The sequence below is a fragment of the Shewanella sp. KJ2020 genome (assembly GCF_024197625.1).
Classification (GTDB): Bacteria; Pseudomonadota; Gammaproteobacteria; order Enterobacterales; family Shewanellaceae; genus Shewanella.
This window is the reverse complement of sequence record NZ_JAKUKD010000027.1, coordinates 31,203-53,085: the sequence shown is the minus strand read 5'-3', so window position 1 is coordinate 53,085 and position 21,883 is coordinate 31,203. Positions and strand designations below refer to the sequence as shown.

The 21,883-nt window shown below is 47.3% G+C and carries 18 protein-coding genes and 1 other RNA gene; 10 read left to right on the top strand and 9 right to left on the bottom strand.

Annotated elements, in window-relative coordinates; translation table 11 throughout:
* Nucleotides 1–19: 19 nt before the first annotated feature.
* Complete coding sequence (locus MJO46_RS14350; RefSeq protein WP_253989890.1) at nucleotides 20–778, bottom strand: helix-turn-helix transcriptional regulator; 759 nt, start codon at nucleotides 776–778, stop codon at nucleotides 20–22.
* 24 nt (nucleotides 779–802) lie between these two features.
* Nucleotides 803–1,342, bottom strand: coding sequence for a YbhB/YbcL family Raf kinase inhibitor-like protein (locus MJO46_RS14345; RefSeq protein WP_253989889.1), 540 nt, complete (start codon nucleotides 1,340–1,342; stop codon nucleotides 803–805).
* Nucleotides 1,343–1,812: 470 nt separating this feature from the next.
* On the opposite strand from MJO46_RS14345, the gene speFL reads away from it, so the two are divergent.
* The 4 genes from speFL to MJO46_RS14330 all read left to right on the top strand — a co-directional run bounded on the left by speFL (nucleotide 1,813) and on the right by MJO46_RS14330 (nucleotide 7,074).
* Nucleotides 1,813–1,929 (top strand): leader peptide SpeFL, encoded by a 117-nt coding sequence (gene speFL, locus MJO46_RS20010; RefSeq protein ID WP_367303096.1) that lies wholly within the window; start codon nucleotides 1,813–1,815, stop codon nucleotides 1,927–1,929.
* A 319-nt stretch (nucleotides 1,930–2,248) separates the two neighbouring features.
* Nucleotides 2,249–4,411 (top strand): ornithine decarboxylase SpeF, encoded by a 2,163-nt coding sequence (gene speF, locus MJO46_RS14340; protein ID WP_253989888.1) that lies wholly within the window; start codon nucleotides 2,249–2,251, stop codon nucleotides 4,409–4,411.
* An 84-nt stretch (nucleotides 4,412–4,495) separates the two neighbouring features.
* The gene (gene potE / locus MJO46_RS14335) at nucleotides 4,496–5,815 is read left to right on the top strand and encodes a putrescine-ornithine antiporter (protein WP_253989887.1); all 1,320 of its coding nucleotides are present in this window, start codon (nucleotides 4,496–4,498) and stop codon (nucleotides 5,813–5,815) included.
* A 104-nt stretch (nucleotides 5,816–5,919) separates the two neighbouring features.
* A complete protein-coding gene (locus MJO46_RS14330; protein ID WP_253989886.1) occupies nucleotides 5,920–7,074 on the top strand; it encodes a porin in 1,155 nt (384 codons plus the stop codon).
* A gap of 207 nt (nucleotides 7,075–7,281) precedes the next feature.
* Here the strand turns inward: MJO46_RS14330 and MJO46_RS14325 are convergent, their stop codons facing one another.
* Both MJO46_RS14325 and MJO46_RS14320 read right to left on the bottom strand, forming a co-directional pair.
* Nucleotides 7,282–9,657, bottom strand: coding sequence for a YgiQ family radical SAM protein (locus tag MJO46_RS14325; protein WP_253989885.1), 2,376 nt, complete (start codon nucleotides 9,655–9,657; stop codon nucleotides 7,282–7,284).
* 210 nt (nucleotides 9,658–9,867) lie between these two features.
* The gene (locus tag MJO46_RS14320) at nucleotides 9,868–10,266 is read right to left on the bottom strand and encodes an MAPEG family protein (RefSeq protein ID WP_253989884.1); all 399 of its coding nucleotides are present in this window, start codon (nucleotides 10,264–10,266) and stop codon (nucleotides 9,868–9,870) included.
* Nucleotides 10,267–10,423: 157 nt separating this feature from the next.
* On the opposite strand from MJO46_RS14320, the gene MJO46_RS14315 reads away from it, so the two are divergent.
* Together MJO46_RS14315 and MJO46_RS14310 are read left to right on the top strand one after the other, a co-directional pair.
* Nucleotides 10,424–11,644, top strand: coding sequence for a threonine/serine exporter ThrE family protein (locus MJO46_RS14315; RefSeq protein WP_253989883.1), 1,221 nt, complete (start codon nucleotides 10,424–10,426; stop codon nucleotides 11,642–11,644).
* A gap of 180 nt (nucleotides 11,645–11,824) precedes the next feature.
* Entirely contained in the window at nucleotides 11,825–13,486 is a 1,662-nt protein-coding gene (locus tag MJO46_RS14310) for a hypothetical protein (RefSeq protein WP_253989882.1), read from the top strand.
* Between the two features lie 339 nt (nucleotides 13,487–13,825).
* Here the strand turns inward: MJO46_RS14310 and MJO46_RS14305 are convergent, their stop codons facing one another.
* The 4 genes from MJO46_RS14305 to rsmI all read right to left on the bottom strand — a co-directional run bounded on the left by MJO46_RS14305 (nucleotide 13,826) and on the right by rsmI (nucleotide 17,273).
* A complete protein-coding gene (locus tag MJO46_RS14305) occupies nucleotides 13,826–14,617 on the bottom strand; it encodes a DUF4393 domain-containing protein (RefSeq protein ID WP_253989881.1) in 792 nt (263 codons plus the stop codon).
* A 378-nt stretch (nucleotides 14,618–14,995) separates the two neighbouring features.
* Nucleotides 14,996–15,499 carry a hypothetical protein gene (locus MJO46_RS14300; protein WP_253989880.1) on the bottom strand — a complete coding sequence of 168 codons (504 nt, stop codon included), beginning with the start codon at nucleotides 15,497–15,499 and terminating at the stop codon, nucleotides 14,996–14,998.
* A 513-nt stretch (nucleotides 15,500–16,012) separates the two neighbouring features.
* Nucleotides 16,013–16,366: RNase P RNA component class A (rnpB, locus tag MJO46_RS14295), an RNA gene on the bottom strand.
* 64 nt (nucleotides 16,367–16,430) lie between these two features.
* Nucleotides 16,431–17,273 (bottom strand): 16S rRNA (cytidine(1402)-2'-O)-methyltransferase, encoded by an 843-nt coding sequence (gene rsmI / locus MJO46_RS14290; RefSeq protein ID WP_253989879.1) that lies wholly within the window; start codon nucleotides 17,271–17,273, stop codon nucleotides 16,431–16,433.
* A gap of 88 nt (nucleotides 17,274–17,361) precedes the next feature.
* Here rsmI and MJO46_RS14285 point away from each other — a divergent pair, with 88 nt between their 5' ends.
* The 4 genes from MJO46_RS14285 to dolP all read left to right on the top strand — a co-directional run bounded on the left by MJO46_RS14285 (nucleotide 17,362) and on the right by dolP (nucleotide 20,828).
* The gene (locus MJO46_RS14285; RefSeq protein ID WP_253989878.1) at nucleotides 17,362–19,242 is read left to right on the top strand and encodes a penicillin-binding protein activator; all 1,881 of its coding nucleotides are present in this window, start codon (nucleotides 17,362–17,364) and stop codon (nucleotides 19,240–19,242) included.
* The gene (locus tag MJO46_RS14280) at nucleotides 19,239–19,565 is read left to right on the top strand and encodes a YraN family protein (RefSeq protein ID WP_253989877.1); all 327 of its coding nucleotides are present in this window, start codon (nucleotides 19,239–19,241) and stop codon (nucleotides 19,563–19,565) included. The genes MJO46_RS14285 and MJO46_RS14280 overlap by 4 nt, the downstream gene beginning before the upstream one ends.
* 106 nt (nucleotides 19,566–19,671) lie before the next feature.
* The gene (locus MJO46_RS14275) at nucleotides 19,672–20,265 is read left to right on the top strand and encodes a phosphoheptose isomerase (RefSeq protein ID WP_007651521.1); all 594 of its coding nucleotides are present in this window, start codon (nucleotides 19,672–19,674) and stop codon (nucleotides 20,263–20,265) included.
* Nucleotides 20,262–20,828, top strand: a complete 567-nt coding sequence (gene dolP, locus MJO46_RS14270) for a division/outer membrane stress-associated lipid-binding lipoprotein (RefSeq protein WP_253989876.1) — start codon at nucleotides 20,262–20,264, stop codon at nucleotides 20,826–20,828. The genes MJO46_RS14275 and dolP overlap by 4 nt, the downstream gene beginning before the upstream one ends.
* 20 nt (nucleotides 20,829–20,848) lie before the next feature.
* Here the strand turns inward: dolP and MJO46_RS14265 are convergent, their stop codons facing one another.
* Nucleotides 20,849–21,769: a DMT family transporter gene (locus tag MJO46_RS14265; protein WP_253989875.1), complete on the bottom strand. Its 921-nt coding sequence runs from the start codon at nucleotides 21,767–21,769 to the stop codon at nucleotides 20,849–20,851.
* Nucleotides 21,770–21,883 lie beyond the last annotated feature (114 nt).

Below are 21,883 nucleotides of genomic sequence, written 5' to 3'. Positions count from 1 at the left end.
GGGTATAACCCGCTTCCATTCACAGTGTACGACGATAAGCCGCAGGGGTCAGGCCAAATTGTTGCTTAAAACGTAAGGAAAACTTTTCCGCAGACTGATAACCACAGGCTAAAGCCACCTGCAATAATGGCTCAGCCGAATTTTGCAACATAGCCAAACCATGGCTAAGTCGAACTTCGACTAATAACCGCCTGAAACTCGTGTCTTCTTGAGTCAATTTACGCCTCAGGCTGGCCGTACTCATATGTAATTTGTCGGCAATCTCCTCCTGCTGCCATGGCGCCGAGGGGCTGACGCCCATCAAGGCCAAAACCGCTTGAGTCACGCTATATTGCCTATGCCCGTACAACCAATTCACACAGCCTTTATCGGACAAACTCAGCAGTAATGCGGCCAAATAATGCAATTGAACAGACTCAGAGAGCGACAAAGTCAAACTCTGTAATAACGCATTCCAAGCTAAGTCGACTGCGCGCGATACATTTTGGACCGGCATAGGATCGCGCCAATCGGCATGACCCGATAAAACACCTTGGGGTAAATCGTGGGGAAGCAGTAACTGCACCGCCCGATAGCGCCCAAGGAAAGGCCGATTAACAAAGCTGATATGCGAACCCGCAGGAATTAATAGCAACTGACCTTGGCCCACTAAAACGGATTCATCCTGCCACAGCAAAGACTTTTCACCATGAATAACCCGAATAATCGACGGCTGATGCACAGGGACTTGGGATAAAGATTGTGCCTGTTTCGAATCATACTCAAACATTTTGATCATGACACCAGCCTAGTTATTAATGGATTATCTGTTATATACCGCAGTCAACTTGGCACTGCCTAAGGCCTGTGCCCTGAGCATAAAGCCTAATAATGCAGGGCTAGCATCCTTTGGCAGCTCTAGCGCACTGGGCAATGCCCATACAATAAATTCATACCTATGCACACCATGGCCTGCGGGCGGACAGGCACCACCAAAATTTGTAGTGCCGAAGTCGTTTTTCAAGGCGATAGCGCCTTTGGGCAGACCATCGGCATGGGAACCGGCACCCTGCGCCAGCGACGTTTGCGCTGCGGGTAGGTTATACAGGGCCCAATGCCACCAACCGCTGCCCGTTGGCGCATCGGGATCATAGGCCGTTACCGCAAAGGTTTGCGTTCCCGCTGGCACTTGGGTCCAAATCAGTTGCGGCGAAATATTTTCACCTTGGCAACCAAAGCCATTAAATACTAATTGCGAGGAGAGTTTATTGCCCTCGCTCATATCTTTGCTGGTTAATGTCATCGCATTTGCCTGACCACATAAGCCCAGCACTAAACCTGCCCCTAGCCACCATTTATTCATATCTATCTCCCATTGATGTTTCGACCTAACTAATCTACGTCAATCCAAAAAATAACATCTGCCCTAAAACGGCAACTTTCTGCCCCAAATGCTCAAATGTGAGAAAAAAACTGTCATTTTTGCAATTTTTAAGCATGCCAGTGATTTTGTAAAGGAATTATCTGCATAAAAATGCAAAGGTGGCGTGCGGTATAAATCAAGATGTCTATTGTAATAGCCTTTTAATTAAGATTAGCAAAATAGCATTAGATATTTTATGCAAATAATATTATTTAAATAATACTGACAATATTCATTTTCATAATTTAGCTAACCATACTTAAGTATGAATAATTCATTTTAATATTGGTAAACCAAGTTAAATTTAAGTCGTGACTATTAAAAAATAAGACATAGGTCATGCTTTTATTTATAACCGACATATAAACTCCACTCCGTAATAAAAACCCAGTCATTTTCTCTAAGTCATAATGGAGTTGTATATGAAGAGGAAATCTAAAATCATGGCACATATTAGGCGCACACGACATATCATGATGCCTAGCCAACGTGACTATTTCGATCACTCATTTATCTTCCTCCGCTAATCCTGCGCAGGTGGTAGGCCAAACGACAGTTAAGCCATGGTATTAGCATAGCATTACCAAGCACTTACATTACTGTTATTTATAGTCTTACTATCTCGCATCGCTATCAAAGCATTCTTTTGTTAGTGCAGTTTAACTGCGGCTAAGCAACCCGCTTATCCAATAGAATATTATACTTCTATTTTATTTAGCGGTTTAAGCATAGCCACAACTATTCGGCACACGGAATTGCTATATCTAATTTTCATGCCTCTAACGTAATTAATTAGGTATAGGCACTGTTGTATCCAAAATTATTTAAAGTAAAAGGAAATTAACAATGAAATTATTAAAAGTTGCCGCAAGCTTATCTGTAAGATCTTGTTTTGATATCGACAGAGAAGTAGTCAATGTATTAACTACAGATTTTTGTGATGTGGGGGCGGCCGTAGTCTCAGTTAGTGACGTTAGAAATGGTATTGTTGAAAAAATTAAAAACACCGGATTGAAACTACCGATTTTTGTTTCAGTTTGTTGCGAAGAAACTTTCCCTGATGATGTGTGTTCATCTATTACTGGGGTATTTGAACTCTGCGGTGATAATACTGACTTCTACGGAAAACAGGTTGAAACGGCAATCAATAAATATGAACAAGCGCTATTACCGCCCTTCTTCGGCACCTTGAAAAAATACGTTGAAATGGGTAACTCCACCTTTGCTTGCCCTGGGCATCAGGGTGGACAATTCTTCCGTAAACACCCAGTCGGTCGCCAATTTTTCGACTTCTTCGGCGAAACTATTTTCCGTGCAGATATGTGTAATGCCGACGTCAAATTAGGTGATTTGCTGATCCATGAAGGCGCACCACTCGACGCCCAAAAATATGCAGCTAAGGTATTTAATGCCGATAAAACCTATTTCGTGCTGAACGGCACTTCATCATCTAATAAAGTGGCGACCAATGCGCTGTTAGCAAAAGGTGATTTAGTCTTATTCGACCGCAATAACCATAAATCGAACCACCACGGCGCACTAATTCAAGCGGGCGCAACACCGATTTATTTAGAAACGGCGCGTAACCCCTTCGGCTTTATTGGCGGTATCGACGCCCATTGCTTCCAAGAATCCTATTTACGGGAACAAATCCGCGAAGTAGCCCCAGAACGTGCCGATGAAAAACGCCCCTTCCGTTTAGCCATTATCCAACTCGGCACCTACGACGGCACTATTTATAACGCTCGCCAAGTGGTTGATCGTATTGGCCATCTCTGTGACTACATTTTGTTTGATTCGGCTTGGGTAGGCTATGAACAGTTTATTCCCATGATGAATGACTGCTCACCACTGCTACTGGAACTCACGCCTGAAGATCCCGGTATTATCGTGACTCAGTCGGTACATAAACAGCAGGCGGGTTTCTCACAAACATCGCAAATCCATAAAAAAGATAAGCATATCAAAGGCCAAGCGAGATACTGTAACCATAAGCGTTTCAATAACGCCTTTATGATGCACGCCTCAACCAGCCCCTTCTATCCTCTGTTTGCGGCGCTGGATGTGAACGCCAAAATGCATGAGGGTGCCAGCGGTCGCTATCTATGGCGTGAAGCCGTAAAAGCTGGGATTGAAGCACGTAAGTTATTGCTTAAAAAGTGTAAATATATCAAACCATTCGTTCCAACTATGATCGATGGCCGCCTATGGCAAGAGTATGAAACCGAACAAATGGCCGACGATTTACGCTTCTTCGAATTCGAACCCGGTCAAAAATGGCACTCCTTCGACGGTTATGAAAAGGGCCAATATTTCGTCGACCCTTGTAAATTCCTATTAACCACTCCAGGTATTGATGCCGAAACGGGTAAATATACTGAGTTTGGTATCCCTGCGACTATTTTGGCTAACTTCCTACGGGAAAATAATATTATCCCCGAGAAGTGCGACTTAAACTCGATTTTATTCCTGATGACGCCAGCGGAAGATATGGCCAAGATGCAACATCTGGTCTCGCAAATCGCTCGCTTCGAGAAATTAGTCGATGAGGATGCGCCATTATCCGAAGTCTTACCTAATGTCTATAACGCCAATAAAGCCCGTTATAAAGACTACACCATCCGCCAACTCTGCCAAGAAATGCACAACCTTTATGTCAGCCATGACGTAAAACAACTGCAGAAAGAAATGTTCCGCCAAGCCCATTTCCCAAGAAAAGTGATGGACCCACAGGAAGCGAATCTCGAGTTTATCCGCGGCAAAGTGGAATTAGTCCCACTATCGCAAATTGAGGGCAGAATTGCCGCCGAAGGTGCACTGCCATACCCACCTGGAGTGCTTTGTATGGTACCAGGGGAAATTTGGGGTGGCGCGGTGCAGCGTTATTTCTTAGCCCTAGAAGAAGGTATCAATTTATTACCCGGATTCTCACCCGAATTACAGGGGGTTTATCTCGAAAATACCCCAGACGGAAAAATCCAAGCCTTAGGTTATGTATTAGCTAAATAACGAATATTGGCTGCGACGTTAAATAACCCCGCGTCGCAGCCAGTTTCACACTTTATTATGAGTCACATAAATTAGGTCGTTATTATGAGTAAATCAGAGAATAAAATTGGCGTTGTCCAATTAACGATTATCACCATAGTGAATATGATGGGTTCAGGCATTATCATGTTGCCTACCCAATTAGCCCAAGTGGGTACTATTTCGATTTTATCTTGGCTGGTGACTGCCGCAGGTTCTACTGCGCTGGCCTTTGCCTTTGCTAAATGCGGTATGTTCAGTAAAAAATCCGGTGGCATGGGCGGTTATGCCGAGTATGCCTTTGGTCGCTCGGGCAACTTTATGGCCAACTACACCTATGCGGTGTCGCTACTCATTGCCAACGTGGCCATTGCCATCTCGGCTGTGGGTTATGCCGCCGTATTGCTTGAAGTCAATTTAAGCCCTATGGCCATCTGTCTTGCCACTATTGGCGTGCTTTGGTTGGCAACGATTGCTAACTTTGGCGGCGCCCGCATCACAGGTCGCGTGAGTAGCGTAACTGTGTGGGGCATCATCATCCCCGTGATTGGTGTGTCGTTAATTGGTTGGTTCTGGTTTGATATTGACCTCTACAAAGGTGCTTGGAACCCGCATGATATGCCATTTTTTAAAGCTCTAGGTGGCTCAATTGCGATGACCCTATGGGCGTTTCTTGGCTTAGAATCTGCCTGTGCTAACTCTGAGGCGGTTGATAATCCAGAGAAAAACGTGCCTATCGCCGTAATGGGTGGCACCTTAGGTGCGGCGCTTATCTACATTGTTTCGACTAACGTGATTGCCGGTATCGTGCCTAACGCCGATCTTGCCTCATCTAACGCTCCCTTTGGTTTAGCCTTCGCGCAAATGTTTAATCCTGTGGTCGGCAAAATCGTAATGGCCTGCGCCATTATCTCCTGTACCGGTTCGCTGCTCGGTTGGCAGTTCACTATTGCCCAAGTATTTAAAGCCTCGGCCGATGAAGGCTTCTTCCCAAAAATCTTCTCTAAGGTCAGCAAAGCCGATGCACCTATTTGGGGGATGACAATTATTGTCTCTATCCAAACCTTCCTGTCGTTGATGACTATTAGCCCATCACTCAGCAAACAGTTCGAAGCCCTAGTTAACCTCGCCGTAGTGACCAATATTGTGCCCTATATCCTGTCGATGGCCGCCCTAGGCGTGATGCAGAAACAGCTGAAAGTGCCCGCTAATAAGGCGCGTGTGGCCAACGTCATTGCTGTGATTGGCGCCCTATACAGCTTCTACGCCCTCTATAGCTCGGGTGAAACCGCCGTGATGCTTGGTGCGATAGCCACCTTCTTCGGCTGGACGATTTACGGGGTGATCTCCAATAAAACCCCCGTTACCAATGCTCGCCCAGCGTGAACACGGCTGGCTAGCACTGGATCTCCGTCCTTAAAACACACAGCCTGAGCCCTAGTGAGCCAATGCTAGGGCCTGTGCTGATACTTGCTCATTTTGGTGGAATTATGAATAAGACCCGCATCGCGTTACTGCTTCCCATACTATTGGCGGCCACCAGCAGCCAGGCAGTTGAGCTCTATAAAGATTCAAAAAACACATTAGATTTAAGTGGTTGGTTTGGTTTTGCCGCCCTAAATGACAGCCACGATACCTCAGTGATCGACGATTCATCCCGGGTACGCTTTAGCTTTGAGCGCAGTGAAAAAAATGGCTGGACCGCCTTTGCCACCACGGAATGGGGCATCAATATGGTTTCGAGCGACGACAGCCTAGTGATGCAAGGTGGCAAACTCGCCGCCGAAAAGACCGAGGATTTCCTCTATAACCGCTTAGGCTATGTCGGCATGTCCCACGATGACTGGGGCAGTTTGATTTTCGGTAAACAATGGGGTGCCTACTATGATGTCGCTGGCACTACAGATCTCCCCAATGTCTTTGCGGGCTATAGCGTTGGCGCCTACGCCTTTAGCGATGGTGGCCTCACGGGAACTGGGCGTGCCGATTCCGCCTTTATTTACCGCAATAGCTTTGGCCCAGTGCAAATTGCCCTGCAATACGCCGCCAAAACCAACGGCGATGTGATCCTTAAAAATGCTGATGGCAGCGAAATGGCTGACTCTGAACTGAGTTTCGATAGCAGCTACGGCGCCAGCATCACCTATTCGGTAACGGATAAATTTAAACTGCTCGCTGGCTTTAACCGTGGCGATTTTGAAGGCCACTTAGCTAATACTCAAGTTGATGAAACCAATGAGATTGTCGGTATTGGCGCTATGTATGGTGACTATTACCACTATGCGGATAATCGCGAAGCGAGTGGCCTCTATGTCGGCTTTAACGCCCATCAGAGTAAGAAAAATGAATTAGTTGACGGCAACCTCTACGATGCCACGGGAGCCGAGTTGATGACGGCCTATCAATTCGATAACGGTTTTGTGCCTATGGTAGTCCTCAGCTATTTGGACTTAGACACAGATGCCAGCACACCTATCCAAGGTAAATGGACCCGCCAATTCGCTATGCTTGGCCTGCACTATCGTTACAGTAACGACACTGTGATGTTTGCCGAAATGAAGCTGGATTTTAGCAATATGGATGATGCCGCCCAAGAAACACTGCAAGACAACGGCTTTGCCGTAGGGATTAACTACTTCTTCTAGGGCTAAAGCTAGTTAGATGTTGGGGAATAACGGCTCACGTTACTCATATCCGTGAGCCTTTTTGAGACTGGGGTGCGGTGCACGTTCCGTCTACAAACGCCCACCGCACACTCATTGGATGGTCCCGCTGGTTTGCCATCACCTCTATGCCACTCCAGTTCAACAATAATGGAGTGGCTTTTTTTACACACGTTGCAAACTCACCCGTTACTTGGCTTGCTGGCGTCCCGAAGCCCGAGATTGAGCGCCACCCTTAGCTTGGCCACCAGCTTTAGTTTGCCCGCCCGCCTTAGCACTTGACTGCCCAAATGGCGCCTTGGCTCCTGGGCGGCTCGACTTAGGTGCATTTGGCTTAGCAGAGGTGGGCTTGCCCCCTTTAGCGCCGGCCTTTGACTCGGCATTCCCCTGCCCTTGAGCAGCGCCTTTGGCCGAAGCTTTAGATTTACCCTCACTCTTACGGTCATCGAACTGATTACCCGAGAAACGCGTAAAGGCTTTTTGGCCTTGATTGGCATCCTTCATCCATTTCGGGCCGCGCTCATTGCGCCCTTCAGGCGGCACTAATTGGTTGGGACTATTGCCAATCAAGTCTTCACGCCCCATGGCAATCAGGCCTTCGCGGATAATCGGCCAACCTGCTGGGTCATGGTAACGCAGCAGCGCCTTATGCAGGCGGCGCTGGCGGCCCTTCTTCGGCACAGGCACTACTTCGCTGGTGTGCTTGACGTTTTTAAGCGAGTTAAGCTCAGTGTGGTAAATGGTCGTCGCATTCGCCATCGGTGAGGGATAGAAGTTTTGCACTTGGTCGAGCTTAAACTTACGTTCCTTCAACCACAGGGCTAAATTCACCATGTCTTCGTCGGTCGTGCCCGGATGCGCCGAAATAAAATAAGGGATCAAGAACTGCTCTTTACCCGCTTCCTTGGAAAACTTATCGAATAGCTCTTTAAACTTATCGTAGGCGCCCATGCCGGGTTTCATCATCTTGCTGAGCGGGCCTTCTTCGGTGTGCTCAGGGGCGATTTTTAAGTAGCCACCCACATGGTGTTGCACTAACTCTTTGACATAGGCCGGATCTTCAATCGCTAAATCGTAACGCACACCCGAGGCGATCAAAATCTTCTTAATGCCGGGCACGGCGCGGGCGGCGCGGTACAAGTCGATCGTATGTTTATGATCTGTGCCTAAATGGCCGCAAATCGAAGGGAACACACAGGATAAACGGCGGCAGGTTTTCTCCGCTTTTTCGCTGGTACAGCCGAGGCGATACATGTTGGCGGTTGGGCCGCCAAGGTCAGAAATCACCCCAGTAAAGCCGGGCACTTTATCCTGAATATCTTTGATTTCTTTGATAATCGATTCTTGCGAACGGCTCTGGATAATCCGTCCTTCGTGTTCGGTAATCGAGCAGAAAGAACAGCCACCAAAGCAACCGCGCATAATATTGATCGAGGTTTTGATCATGTCATAGGCGGGGATTTTCGCCTTGCCATAGGCGGGATGCGGCACCCTTTTATAGGGTAAGTCGAACACGGCATCCATCTCGTCGGTATTGAGCGGCCAAGCGGGCGGATTAACCCATACACCACGATCACCGTGGGGCTGGAACAGCGCTCGCGCGCAGCCGGGGTTTTGCTCTTGGTGCAAAATCCGTGAGGCATGGGCGTATAAGTATTTGTCCTCTGACACCTTTTCAAAGGCGGGCAGCAGCACATAGGTTTTATCCCAAGGCTTAGGACGAGGCGGCTGTACACTGATGGCTTTTGGCGCCTCGTTATCGAAAATCTTTACATCCGAAGGGCCTGATAAATTGGCGCAGCCGACATCATCGGCACCATAGGGATTAGGAATAGGATCGATTTTATGTAGCTGATCGATTTTGCGAGAATCCATACCGCGCCATTCAGGCAAAGGTTCGCGACGAATAACCGCAGTACCGCGCACATCGTGCAGATCGTTAATCGACTCACCCGCCGCTAAACGGCGAGCCACTTCGGCCAATGGCCGCTCGGCATTGCCGTACATTAAAATGTCGGCCTTAGCATCGAAAATCACACTGCGGCGCACTTTGTCCGACCAATAATCGTAATGGGCGATACGGCGCAGGCTCGCCTCAATGCCGCCGATAACCACCGGCACATCCTTAAAGGCTTCTTTACAACGCTGGGTGTACACAGTCACGGCGCGGTCGGGGCGCTTGCCACCGATATCGTCAGGGGTATAGGCATCGTCGGTACGGATACGGCGGTCAGCGGTATAGCGGTTGATCATCGAATCCATATTACCGGCGGTGACGCCAAAAAACAGATTGGGACGACCTAACTGCATAAAGGCGTCTTTGCTCGACCAATCGGGCTGGGCAATAATCCCCACGCGATAGCCTTGGGCTTCTAACATACGGCCGATGACCGCCATACCAAAGCTGGGATGGTCCACATAAGCATCACCTGTGACAATAATAATGTCGCAGCTATCCCAGCCGAGCTTATCCATCTCCCTGCGGGACATAGGTAAGAAAGGCGCAGTGCCATAGCACTCGGCCCAATATTTGGGATGACTAAAAAGTGTGGATTCAACTTGCATTGATTTTGACCCGAAAGCGTAATGTCAAACAAAGGCGAAGCAAAAAAGCGCCGCGCCGATTTAGGGACGCGGAGTATAGCAGGCAACCTAGGTTATGTGCGATTAAAAAAACACCAATCAGGGCGTTTTTCAGGGTATTTCAACCTCGGCAGTAATACCCTTAAATCGGCTATGGATATGGCTTAGGGGCGAGTGAGCAACCCGGCAGGCTTATAAGGTCTTGGCAAAATGCACGAGATTCACTAAAGCCAACGCGATGATCACTATCCAGGTCAGTAACACGCCCCAGAAACGGCCAAAATGATAACCGCCCTTGCCTTGAGTCAGGCCGATGGCATGGAGTAAACGCGCCACAATCCACACAGTACCAAAACAGTGTAAATAGAATGGAGCTAAACCGCCCGTTTCTGCCAGTATCATTAAAATCAAAGCGATAGGCGCATTTTCAATCAGATTTGCATGGACACGCCCCGCCAATACAAGGGCGTTATTACCGCCATCACCCAAACCAATTTTTTGGCTGCGTCTTAATTTCACCACCCGATAGGCCAACGCCACTATCAACAGGCCAGTCAAGCTGGCGTACAAACCGGTAACCATCAAAGGCATGTTCCATTTCCCCATTGAAAAAATTGACTATAGCCCGAACCGCAAAAAATCAGCAATTTATTTGTATTCAGGTTAAAAGCCATTAACCTTTACGCGACAAGATAGGTTAATATGCGCCCGTGCTCCCTAACAACTTTAGAAACAGTGAATACCCCGATTGGATAACGAAGAGTTTATCAAAAAGCGTAAATTTATCATAAAGCTAGGCAAAGCCTTGCATAAGTTTGGCACACCCGCTTACCGCCTTGAAACCCACTTACAAACCGTTGCGCGCACCTTAGGTATCGAGGGGTATTTCCTGATCTCGCCAACGTCGATGACCTTTGTTTTACAGCACGATACAGATCAAGAATATAACCATGTGGCTAGGGTTAAACCCGGCGAACTCGATTTAGGCTCACTCGCCCGCACCGATGAGTTAGTCGATGAGCTCACCTCGGGCAAGCGCACCTTAGCCGAAGCCTTAGACAGGCTCGAAGAAATCGCCAATAAACCCAACCCCTATGGTCCAGCCTTAACCTGTTTTTCCTTTGGCACCTCGGCGGCGGCCTTTGCCATGTTAATGGGCACAGGTTGGAACGATGTGTTTTGGTCAGGCCTGTTGGGTATGTTCGTTTACGGCTTTGTTTACCGTGCAGAGCGTTCGGCCCGCATGACCGAAGTGCTTGAGCCCTTTGCCACTATCACCTGTGCCATTGCCGCCTGCGCCATTGCTCGCATCGACCCCAATATCAATATTCCCGTGGTGATCCTCTCCTCGATCATCATCTTTATTCCTGGTTTAGCCTTAACCTTAGGCCTAGCAGAACTGGCCGCACGGGATTTAATCTCGGGCACGGCACGGATTATGGACGCGAGTATGCTGTTGTTTAAGCTGTACTTTGGTGCGGTGCTCGGCATGGCAATTGGTAAAGCCTTCTTTGGCGAAGCGATTCATATCGAACCCGAGGGCCTGCCCCGCTGGGCAATTTGGTCGGCGGTACCCATTTTATCCATGGCTCTGGTATTTATCTTCAAGGCCCGTATGCAGGATTCCCCTTGGGGCGTGCTCGCGGGGATTGTCGCCTTTTTCTCCGCCATGCTGGGCGGGCATTTTTTTGGCGACTCTGTGGGGATTTTCTTCGGCGCCCTCGCGGTAGGGATTTACTCCAATCTTTATGCCCGTTGGATGAAGGCACCCGCCTCTATCGCCCTGCTACAGGGGATAGTCATCTTAGTGCCCGGCAGTAAAACCTATATCGGTCTCAATACGCTTATTTCCGGCGAGACTATGCTTAACCAGTCCCATATTGGCTCGCAGATTTTTTTAATCTTTATGTCGCTGGTCGCTGGGCTTATCTTCGCTAACGTTGTCGTCCCGCCAAGGCGAACACTCTAAAAAATGAGGATCTGGCTGGAGCCCTTGCCCAGCCTCATTCTTAAGTTAACCTTAAGTAAAATCATTATCTTATTAAAATGTTTCCTTGACTAACGGCCAGTTCCTGTGTGTTATTAAATTGTGAATTGCAGAGTGAGTTTTATACCGCTGCAGTCGTCAATTCCACGGGAGTGAGCTTTTATGCAGAAATTCATCCAGTGTGTATGCATCCTACCCTGTTGCATTGGCAGCCTAATGTGTGCCGCCAGAGCAGATGATGCCGCTGGCGCTGCAACGGCCCAAGCCCAAATTAAAACCCAAGCCAAAGAGACTAAAAACGTCGGCAAGATTGTGGTCGTAAGTAATCCCATCTTCGATGAATCCGCTCCCGATGCCTTTTTTATCCACCGCTGGGCAAACTACCTGCATATCAACACCAAAGAATATGTCGTTCGAGATAGACTCACCTTCAGTGAAAATGATCAAGTCACTCAAAAAGATCTCGACGAATCCCAGCGTCTGCTACGCGCCGAATCCTATATTCGTGACGCTAAGATTTATATTGCCGAAAAAGATCCGCAATCCGACACTAACCCCGAGGATGAATCCATCGTCATTGAGACTTGGGATAACTGGTCATTATTACCCACGGCGAGTTTTAGTAGCTCGGGGGGCGACACCCAATATTCCTTTGGGATCAAGGAAGATAACCTGTTCGGCACAGGGATACGCACACGCTTAAAGTATAAATCCGATGAGTCGCGTACGGGTTACAAATTTGCCTTCGAAGCCCCCATCAGCATTATCGAACATGGCATAGTCGCGGCCGAATTTTACGATAACAGCGATGGCCAAGCCAAACATGTGTATGTAAGCAAACCCTTCTATGCCCTTAATACGCAAACCATGTACTCGGCAGAATATTTAGATGATAGCCGTATCGATACCCTGAGGCAGAACGGCCAAGATATGAATGAGTTTGCGCACAGTATCGACTACCTCAACCTGAAATACGGCTGGTTAATCGATAGAAATACTGACAATCTCTCCCGCGTCATCACAGGTTTTACCCAAGATAAACATGAGTTTGCCAACTTAAACACCTACCCCAACTCCGAGCTGCCTCAGGACAGGGACTTTATGTACCCTTGGGTGGCCTATGAGTTTATCCAAGATGATTTTCATGTACTGAACAATGTCCATCTGATCACTAATAACGAGGACTTTAATTTAGGTTGGCATCACTACGTACAATTTGGCATAGAAACCAAAGATATAGCCGATAACAGCCCCCTAGGCTACCACCTTAAGTGGCAAAGTAGCGCTGGCTACAAGTTTGACGATCAACTGTGGTTACTCGAAATGGGCGGTTCCAGTACGCTTGGGACGACTCAAGCAGATACCTACCAAGTCAATGTCCAAGCCGAATACTTCTATCAAATCAATCCCAAATGGACGGCCTATGGTAAGGCATGGGGTAGCATATCCAACAATACCTATCTGGATCTGACAACCGGACTGGGGGATGAAACCGGCGTGCGCGGTTATCCCAACGATTACCAATTGGGTGACAACCAATGGTTACTGACCGCCGAAATCCGCAATTATCCCAATATTAATCTGTATCAGTTGGCAGAACTCGGCTGGGCCGTCTTTACCGACCTAGGCCAAGCCTCGGGCGGACCACTGGCCGAAAACAACGAAGTCAGCGGCCCGCTCGGTAGCATCGGCATTGGCGCCCGCATTTACTCCTCGCGCTCCAGCTACGGCAACGTCGCCCATATCGATCTTTCCATCCCCTATACCAGCGGCGATTCAGTGAATAGCTGGGAATGGCGCTTCTTAGTCAAACAAAGCTTTTAAGCGGTTTGATTATCAGAATATCGCCCTCCAAAGCTTCCTTAATGGGTCTCAGAGGTAGGCTAGGATCCTGAAGTTAAGTGTATTTAGGATCTGGTATCACATCCAATGCAATTGAAGTGTATTTATTTGGCTCAGTGAGCCGCATTCCTAGGCTATATCCGCGGCATTTATTGAAGCATACACGCTGACCTTATTTGTGTTGCTAGTTGAATGCTAAATAGATAGTCACCATTAACTTGATAATGATATATCTGGACGCTAATAGCATTTTTTAGCGCTTGATATGAGCTGTTTTACGTTGAACCGTTCAGCGCAAGGGGGGCTGAGTTAACTTACTTGTTAAATGCTATTTATTCCTATACATGAATTGGCAAAACCTCGGCCAAAGTCTGTAAAGCTATATTGTCCGCTTTTATACGAAACTTTTTCTAGATGCGAATTTACACTACATATTTCTTTTACTTTATCTGACAAGAAAATTCTTTCATGTTCTTCTTTCGAGAAAGAAGTTCCTGACGTTGCTGATAACAGGCCTAACCGTTTTAAGTTGGAAAAATACATGACTGAGCTTTCAGGATTATCGCAATAAGCGTCTTCACAGATTAGGTTTACCTCTGCTGTAGTTGATGCCATCCGAAAGTGTTTGCCATCCAAGTTCTCTTGGACTACATCAATCGTAGGTGCATGGCCTTTTCTATGCTGTTCTTTATTAAACATAAATCGAAGTATTTTGGCTTCATCCGGCTGTAGTTGTTTGATTATTTCGATATACGCTGGATGAGCATTTCCCGAAGTCCTTTTGTCTAGACTTGCTGATATTAGATTAGAAAAAAGACGCTGTATTTCATCTTCATTGATTGCGAATTTAACCTCGTTAAGAGCCTGAAGGGCAACTCTTGGGCGGTCGAATGAAATTTGTTCGGGTGGCAAAAATGTTAGACTTTCAGCTGTCATCCGTAATACGCTTGTGATCGCGTGAACGCTGTCTTCTACTAAGAAAACTCCAGAGTTTACGATTTTTGCTATGGAGACTAAACCCTTTGATAATTCTTTAGCAAAAGGACTTAGAGCTTCTTCATAAACTGGAATAGCGAGTTTTTCGACTACTAATTTCAAGTTCTCATCGGTCATGTTGTCTCCTATTGCATTGTTCGTCCGTTTAGAGGGCAAGCTACATGCTTGAAGTCCAGCGGGTCACAGGCCACTATGCCTAAAGCGCTTGTTAAATATCATCACTGATTAGCTGTTTTATTCCCCACTGCTCGCAACCTTTGAAATAAATACCTTTACTTGCGAATTTTCTACATAAGCTAGGAGAAATATCTGAAGCGTGTGCCCCTTCGATACCACAGGAGTTGCATAGTAAATATATTGTGTTTTCAATATCCCGAAAGCACCAATCAAATGGGGCACTCCTCTTTGTAGAGTCGTGCAGCTTTTTTATACCACACGCGGCGCATTCATATTCAGTCAGGTTACTCACATTGTTACCTCACATAAGTTAATGCCTCAAACAAAGCTATCTGTTTTACTGGCGTTCTGATTGTTTGATTTGTCAGGCTCGATTTGCGCTTCAAAAACTGATTTCACTAGATTATCAATATCCGCTTGATTAATTCCACGCAGCTCACAAAGCTCAGCTATTTTTGCATAAACCATTTCTGACGTTTCATGGAAAAATTCGCTTAGTTCGCAAAGAGTATTCGCTAAGATAGCATTACCATCTTTTTGTAAGATGAACCCTAAAGCATCTCGGGCAATATCATGAACCATCCAGTTTCTATATTTCAAAATCAGATCTAGGTTTTTATTTGACTCGGAGCTGAAAATTGAAGACTTTTTCGCTTCATTTATAAGAGCACCGAGTGTTTTTTGTTTTAACTTGTTGTGTTCAAAAGAAAAACCATCACACAGAGAAGAGCTTCGAGCTAGAGCTATAAGAAGGATTAAACTATTTTCTAGGCAGGCAGCATACATTGCCGCTTTACCATACGCCGTGAATAGTTCTGCCATATTTTCTTGCTCCTTGCGTCTGACTGTTTTTCATCCAGATTGTTCGTTTAAATCCTGCTGGGATAGGGCTTACTGAGCTTGGATGAGTAAATTAATTATGTCAGCAAGTTAGCATTTATTAAGCTCAAAATACAATTCGGTTCGGTTTAACAAAAACGATAACTTTTAATGCCGGGAACTTTGGTGGGACAGCATCTAAATCAAAAAACTTTATTTTTTTATGAAATTAGGTGTTTTTTGAAGAAGTCGAGAAGCTTTTGATAGTGATTTGGCTAGGTTTGATGAATAGCAAAATCGTAATCTTCCATGTTGATGACACAGGATTATTCCACTCAATAAAGAAATACAGTAAGGTGTAACAATACTTTGTTTTCCTTGACCAAAAACCAGCGTAAAACAGCTTCGTAGAAAACCTAGAAAGGGTTCAGCTCCTTCTCTTCTTTATGCATCAATTAATCGCACAGCCAGAAAAATAAAAGGCCTCGCATCGCTGCGAGGCCTTTTACTTCGAAAGGTTTGAGTTGGCCGATAAGCCGGGTCCTGTCTTGGACAGTCATTCATCTAGGCCTGCAATCGCTCACAGGCTCAAGCGACCTACCCGGTTCCAACGCGAGCCACGTCATATGGAACCCTATTTGGTCTTGCTTCGGGTGGAGTTTACCTTGCTACGGACTATTGCTAGCCGCACGGTGCGCTCTTACCGCACCCTTTCACCCTTACCACCTTAGCCGAGGCTATGATGGCGGTCTCCTCTCTGTTGCACTTGTCGTCGGTTCACACCGCCCAGGCGTTACCTGGCACCCCGCTCTTTGAAGCCCGGACTTTCCTCCCCGTTCTTGCGAACGCGGCGACTGTCTGGCCAACTCGGCGCGGATTATAGCCTAAGCCTCCTTTATGTACCACAGTTAATCCAAGTACCGAGTGTCAGCGCTTATAAATCAGACTCTAAACCGTATTTATACAAGGCGTTCTTTTTAAGACCGTGGATTTGCGCGGCAATCGCGGCGGCTTTTTTAAGGGGCAATTCTTCGCAAAGAAGTTTTAGGGTGTTAATGGCGACCGTGGGAATGGCTTCATCGTCATTGAGATGATAACCGTGCACCATCAGTACTATTTCTCCCTTCTGCTGATTGGGATCGGTACTCACTGTGGCCAGCACTTCTGAAACGGGACCCGATAAAAAAGTTTCAAAGGTTTTGGTCACTTCCCGCGCCATCACCACATGGCGATCACCGCCGAGTACCTCGACCATAGTCGTTAAACTGTGCTCGATACGGTGTGGTGATTCGTAAAAAATCAGCGTGCGTGGATCTTCTTTTAGTTCTAATAACTTGTCTGCGCGGGCTTTTTCCTTTGAGGGTAAAAATCCTTCGAAGGAGAAGCGATCCGATGGCAAACCGGAAGCGCTCAATGCGGTAATTGCGGCGCAGGGACCGGGTAGCGGAATAACATTAAAGCCCGATTGACGCACATGGGACACGAGATGATAACCGGGATCGGAGATCAGCGGTGTACCCGCATCGGAAATCAGCGCGATTGACTGCCCCGCAGCCAGTTGATCCACAATCCACTGGGCACGAGCACGCTCGTTATGGTCGTGAAGTGCAATAGTTTTTGTCGTGATACCAAAATGGCTCAATAACTTACCGCTGTGGCGCGTATCTTCACAAGCGATCAACGAAACCTGATTTAGCACCTCTATGGCCCGTGAACTCATGTCGCCCAAATTACCTATGGGAGTGGGAACTATGTAGAGTGCGACGCTTTGGTCCATATATACCTCTGTAATGACAGTGCCAAGACTTTCGTCAAGCGCGAGAGAAGGTTAAACTAGAGGCAGCATCTTACCAGAGTGAAGCCCAGTGTTAAAAAGCCTGAATACAACTAAGTTTATTTCCGTGGCCATTTTATCGGCAGTTTTGGCAGGTTGTGGCACTCAAGCGCCAACAACCTCGACGAGTACTGCCCCCACAGCGGCCACCTCGTTAGCTTCTGCTCCTTTGGCGCCCAATGTGTATTTAGCACAGGCAAGCAACAGCAAAGATCCACAGCAGCGCGATACTAACCTGCTGTTGGCGGCACATGCCTATATCAATGCCAACGATTATGCTGCCGCGCAAAAGCTGCTGAAGTCTATGTTGCCCAGTTTAACTCAAAGTCCAACCCTATTGGCCGAGCATAAATACCTTACGGCCCGGGTGCTTGAGCATACATCGACCTATGTCGAGGCGCTCAAAACCCTGAGCTACCCAAGCACTTGGGTGTTACCCGGCTGGCAAATGGCCACCTATCATCAATTTAAAGCTCACTTATATCAGTTAAATAAACAGCCGATTGAGCAAGTACGCGAGCTAAGTTTATTGACCAGCTATTTACCTCCCGCCGAGGCAAATGAGGTCAATAACCAAATTTGGCAAGTGTTACAACCTATGCATGAGCAAACCCTGCAGACCTTTACCCAAGATACTAAGAGTCCAGTCTTTGCCGGTTGGTTGCAGCTGGCTTATATTGCCAAACATTATGCCGTCGATCCCTCGCAGCTGGTGCGCTATTTAGGCGAATGGCAGAAACAAAACCCTTACCATCCTGCCGCAGCCAAACTGCCCGCCGATTTAGATCGAGCGTTAAACGCTAAGCCATTTACGCCCAAGAATATTGCCGTACTCTTGCCATTGACAGGCTCGAGAGCCACCGCCGCCAATGCGATTCGCCAAGGTATTTTGGCCAGTTACTTAGCGAAACCCAATGAGCAGGTTTCAGTGAATTTTTACGACACAGCCAACGATGCCGTTTCCGCCTATCAACAAGCGGTAAATGCGGGCGCTGAATTTATCATTGGCCCGCTATTGCCGAATGAAATCGATCAGCTATTGGCACTGAACACCACGACAAGTACCGTGACAACAGCGGCAACAGGGGCGACAACCACAGCGCCGACTGCACCAATTCCACAGCTATTTTTAAATCAGACCGACAAGTTCGTACCTGATATCAATAAGTTTTACTTTTCACTCTCCCCCGCACAGGAAGCGGCCGACGCCGCCACTCGCATGTACCAAGATGGCGTGACGATGCCACTATTGCTCGCCAGCAACGATGCCATAGGTAAACGTATGGCCGAGAGCTTCATTCAAGCGTGGAAGAAAAAGAGTGACACCCCCATCGAAGTCTATTACTACGATGGCGGTGACAAAATGCGAACCACAGTACAAGATGCCCTTGGCGTCAGCGATAGCCAAGCCCGTATTGCCCGTATTAAGGAACTCTTAGGGAGCTCAGTACAATCCGATTTTCGCTCGCGCCAAGATATAGATGCTATTTATATGATCTCGACGCCGCAGGAGCTAACCCTGCTAAAAGCCTTTATCGATGTCAACTTCAGCGTCTTTACTCAGCCAGTACCTTTGTACACATCTAGCCGTAGCCGTATCGATAATGAATCGAGCCAAACTGCGCAGGATTTAAATAACTTAACCATGAGCGATGCCCCCTGGCTAATGCAAAATGGCGAAGAAAACCTGATGGTTAATACCCTATGGTCAGGCTGGAATAACGGTCAAAAACGCTTGTTTATCATGGGTTATGACGCAATGGACTTGATCAGCAAACTCGCCCAAATGCGCTCATTCCCTGGCTTCCAGTTTAATGGCCGTAGTGGTGTCTTATCGGTTAGTCCCGATGGAGTTCTCAACCGCCAATTGAGCTGGGGACGGTATCAGAGAGGTAGTTTTCGTCAACTATGACACCTGGACAGCAGGCAGAAACACTCGCCCAACGTTACCTTGAACAACAAGGGTTAACCTTTGTCGAACGCAATGTCCGCTATCCCTTCGGTGAAATTGATTTAGTGATGCGCCATCAGAAGTATTGGGTATTTGTTGAAGTGAAATACCGCTCGGCAAATCAATTTGGCGGCGCAATACAAGCACTTAGCAAAGCACAAATCGGCAGGATCCGCATGGCGGCCAGCCACTATTTACAGACGCATAAACTGGATGTGCCGTGCCGGTTCGACGTTGTCGCCATCGAGGACGCGCAAATCCACTGGCTAGTCGATGCCTTTTAAACGAGGTCTTCGACTCAGCTAATCGAATAATTTTTAACGCTTATGCCTCAACTCCCCGATGGAAATATGGCATGATAGCAACACTTTATCCCAAAAGGATGTATCCATGTTAGAACGCATTAAAGACAGCTTTACTGAATCTATCCAGACTAAAATCGATGCAGCCGAAGCACTGCCAGAATCCATCGCCAAAGCGGCCGAAATGATGGTGCACTGTCTTTTGGGCGGCAATAAAATCCTCGCCTGTGGCAACGGCGGCAGTGCCGGCGATGCGCAGCACTTCTCGGCCGAGCTATTAAACCGCTATGAGATTGAGCGTCCACCATTGCCAGCCATTGCCCTGTCAACCGACACATCGACCATCACGGCCATTGCAAATGACTATAGCTATAATGAGATTTTCTCAAAGCAAATCTTAGCCTTAGGCCAACCTGGTGATATCCTGTTAGCCATTTCCACCAGCGGTAATTCTGGCAACGTGATCAAAGCCATGGAAGCGGCCCTCAGCCGCGATATGACCATAGTCGCCCTCACGGGTAAAGATGGCGGCGCGATGGCGGGTTTATTGAGTGTTGGCGATGTAGAAATCCGTGTGCCTTCCAATGTTACGGCCCGAATTCAAGAAGTGCATCTGCTAGTGATCCATTGTCTGTGTGACAATATCGACCGCACGCTTTTCCCACAGGATGAGCAACAATGAGGCACGCTGCCCCGTTATTAATGGTTTGCTTGCTGCTGCAGGGCTGCGCTGGTGCCGTTATGGTGGGCGCAGTGAGTGGCGCTATGATGGCCAATGATGAGCGTACCGTAAAAACTCAGCTCGATGACACCAACACGGATTTTAAGATCACTAGCGCACTGCTGGAGCAAGAAGATCTTAAAAAACTAACCAATATCACGGGTGTATCGGTGAATGGCAATGTGCTTATGATTGGCCAAGCCCCGAACTCTATGCTCAGGGATAAGGCGATTAAAGTCGTGCAGGATCTTAAGCTTGGCGGCAAGATCCACAATCAAATCCGTATTGGTAATCCCACCTCCTTTACTACCCGCAGCAATGACACTTGGGTCACGACTAAGGTAAAGGGGCGCATGCTCAACGAGAAACAGTTGGATGTTACCCGCATCAAAGTGATCACTGAAAATGGGGAGGTCTTCCTGCTTGGGCTTATCCACCGCTCACAGGCAGATTTAGCCGTCGATATCGCCCGTAATACTGCGGGCGTGCGTAAAGTGGTTAAAGTCTTCGAATACGTCGAATAATGTCGGTTAAGCCTAAGCGGTTAACGCTTAGGCTCGCCCTCTACGCCCTCAATCGCTAAGGGTTCGGCTCGCAAATGCTCGATAACCTTAGGCTGCTGGGCCAATAGCATCCCTATCCAAGGTAAAAATAACGACGGTAATACAATTAACGCGGCACCGACCCAACTCAAGCTATCCAACCATTCATCGAACAGCAACCAACCCAAAAATACGATAAATAACAACCCAGTATATTCCGCTATCGCAATATCACTCGCCTGCGCCTTACGGTAAGCAAGCACGCAAAACCAATGGTAAATTAATAAAAATGCGTTGCTGAGTAAGGCTATACCGAGTAATCCCCAACTCATCCCCTGTAAGCCTTGGAAGGCGGCGATCAGTAATGTGGCCGGAATACCGAGCAAGTTATAAAGCATAAGGGTAAGCACCGGATGCTCAGTATTTGGCACCTTTTTTAAGGTAAGTTGATTCACCGCAAAGGTAAAAGCCGAAAACAATACCGCCAGACCAAACCAATTCATCTCGCTTGGGCGCAGGATAATCAAGATCCCAACGAAGCCCAATAAGGCGCAGATGACCTGCCCAGTGGTAATACGCTCCTTAAGAAACCAATAGCCCATTAGCATAATCATCAAGGGCGCAGAGTAAAACAACGAACTCACAGTGGCGAGCGGCAGCGCCATTAAACCGATAATTAAAAATAGCGCGCCAACTGAGCCTATGTTGGCACGCCAAAGGTGAACTGAAATATGTGTGGTCATTGGCCTTTGCGCATATAGCCACACGGGCAACAACATGAATACTGAACAGATTTGCCTTACGAGCAGAAAAGTGGCGGCATTAGCATCGTCCGGTAACCACTTGATCGATACATCGTAGAACGCGCTAAATAGATTACCCACTATCAATAAAATCAAACCGATAACTATAGGGCGCTGCATTTTATAACATCCATAAATTTCAATGGCTGCATGATAGAGCCCACAAAAGGTAAGCTGAAATGATGCTTTCTCATGCTGAATGAATTAAATTCATACTAAATTTTTTATATATTG